Genomic DNA, 2,618 nt, shown 5'->3' with positions numbered 1-2,618 from the left:
GTGGAACCAGATCATGGCGGAAGTTAATCTCCTTCTCCCTGGCTTTATTGATGAACAGGATATTGAAGAGCTTTCATTAAGCCGATAAAAATAATTTACACAAAATGCTTGACAGTCCCATGTGCGCGCCACCTGCACTTATCACTTACCACTTTTCACTTATCACTACTTACTAATCGCTAGCAACTAACTGCTAACTGCTAATCACCGGCGCCCTGTGGGCGCCATCGAAAGGAGTCTTACAATATGGAGGATGTGAAGGATCTCATCGGACGGCTCATGGACCGCGTGGACAGTGCCGTGGACAATGCCACGGGAAACTATTCCGATGGGGAGCTGAAGCGGCAGATCAATGCCATTTACAGTATTTACGCCAGCATTGTAGGCTCGGAGCATATCATCGTGCAGGCCAGCCGCTACAATGCACTGAAATATATTCATGATGAAAATCCAAGAATCCGCCTCATAGGCCTGGAGCGTCTCATTCTGGAAAGCAAGGATTACGTCCGTACGCCTCTGGATGAGGAAATACCGGGCATTCTGGACCAGCTGGAGGATAAACTGGCGGAAATGCTGGCCCGTCAGGCCGTGGAACGGCAGCTGGAGGAAAAAATTGCCGACCGCCTGGAGGAAAGACATCAGGAGTATGTCAATGAAATCCGCCAGGAAATCATCGACGAAGAAACGGAACCCGCTGAATCGCCTTCGGCAAAGCATAAAATGGAAAAACTGGAAGCCCTGGACAAAGTGAAATTGACCAGTACCATCATGCAGATTGTGCGGCCCCGGAGTCTGTCGGAAATCGTGGGACAGGACCGGGCCGTGAAAGCCCTGGCTTCCAGGATTGCCTCTCCCTATCCCCAGCACCTCATTCTTTACGGACCTCCCGGAGTTGGTAAAACCACGGCAGCCCGGCTCGTCCTGGATGAAGCCAAAAAACTGCCCTATACCGCTTTTGGTGAAAATGCGCCCTTTGTGGAATGTGACGGCACGACGCTCCGCTGGGATGAAAGAGATATCACCAATCCATTGATAGGCTCCGTTCATGATCCGATTTACCAGGGGGCAAGAAGAGATCTTGCCGATGACGGGATTCCGGAACCCAAACCGGGCCTTGTCACCGACGCCCACGGGGGGATTCTCTTCATCGATGAAATTGGAGAACTGGACCCCATGATGCTGAATAAACTGCTGAAAGTCCTCGAAGATAAAAGGGTGTATTTCGAATCCGCCTATTATGACGAAGAAGATCCGGCAGTGCCCGATTACATCCGGAAACTTTTCAGGGAAGGAGCCCCGGCCGATTTCATATTGATTGGCGCCACCACGAGACAGCCGGAAGAAATCAATCCGGCCATCCGGTCCCGGTGCGCGGAAGTATTCTTCGAACCTCTTCAGCCGGACCATGTAATGGAAATTGTGAGCCATGCGGCAGAAAAGCTGAAAGTGATTCTGGAAAAAGGAGTGGCAGAGCTCATCAGCACCTATACCATGGAAGGAAGAAAAGCAGTTTCCCTCCTGACCGATGCCTTTGGCCTTGCGGTTTATGAAGCGGGAAGCGCGGAAAACGTCCATATTTCCCTGGACCTCATGAAACGGACCGCCCAGGCCAGCCGCCTTTCCCCCTGGCTTTCGAGAGCTGTGACGAAAGAGCCAAAAATCGGCCATATTTACGGCCTTGGCGTAGCCGGTTACTGGGGAAGCACCATTGAAATCGAGGCCGCTGCCTTCCCGGCCAGGGAAAAAGGGCATGGAAAAATCCGTTTCAATGATACGGCAGGATCCATGGCCAAAGATTCCGTAGCCACGTCGGCTGCCGTAGTGCGGGAATTGACAGGAAAAGATCTTTCCGATTATGACCTTCATGTCAATATTATCGGCGGAGGAAATATTGACGGCCCCTCGGCGGGCTGTGCCATCACCTGCGCCATCCTTTCGGCATTGGAAAAAATCCCTCTCCGTCAGGAATATGCAGTAACCGGAGAAGTTTCCCTCTCGGGAGAAGTCAAGCCTGTGGGCGGCGTGGCGGAAAAAGCCTTCGGCGCCCGTCAGGCAGGACTCAGGGGACTCTTCGTGCCTGAAGAAAACAAAACCGATGTGGATCCCAAAACGGCAGGACTGGAAGTCATTCCCGTGAAAACGGTGAGGGAAGTGCTGGAAAGGCTGCTGCTGAAATGATTCTGCCCTTGAAAAATCATGAAGGGAATCGTTATTCGTGAATGTGGACGTCCGGAAATATGTACAGGCGTCCATTTTTCATGAAAATTTTTAGCAGGTACACCTATGAATGATCCGGGACCCGAAGCCCTGATGTCTGCGGAAAATCGCAGCAAAAAAGCCGCCTGCCACGATTTGTGACAGACGGCTTTGAGTTTGACAGGAACAATGACGGGTAAAAGGGCTCAGTGATCAGAAGTATCCATTCCTTTGAAATCCATATACAGGCCCGCTTCCAATTCTGACGCGGGCCGCCATGAATGCGAACGGATGCCGGAGAACAAAAAAAGCCCGAACCTTTCGGTTCGGGCTTTTGGGCATAAGAAAACCCTCCTTTTGAAACATCTGGATGGCTTTTGCCAGGTTTCCGTATGTGCGGCTCAATCGGTGCAGAAATCGTT

At 51.5% G+C, this 2,618-nt stretch carries 1 protein-coding gene; it reads left to right on the top strand.

Annotated elements, in window-relative coordinates:
• The first annotated feature begins 246 nt into the window (after positions 1–246).
• The gene (gene lonC / locus VZT47_RS10005; protein ID WP_330224817.1) at positions 247–2,178 is read left to right on the top strand and encodes a Lon family ATP-dependent protease; all 1,932 of its coding nucleotides are present in this window, start codon (positions 247–249) and stop codon (positions 2,176–2,178) included.
• The last annotated feature ends 440 nt before the right edge of the window (positions 2,179–2,618 follow it).

This window comes from Dialister sp., assembly GCF_036343215.1.
Lineage (GTDB): Bacteria > Bacillota > Negativicutes > Veillonellales > Dialisteraceae > Dialister.
The sequence above is the reverse complement of the archived record's forward strand: the minus strand, read 5'-3'. Positions and strand labels throughout refer to the sequence as shown.

Bases quoted from the DNA above. Each gene is read 5' to 3' on its own strand.
- lonC (WP_330224817.1), top strand. From the start codon at position 247: ATGGAGGATGTGAAGGATCTCATCGGACGGCTCATGGACCGCGTGGAC.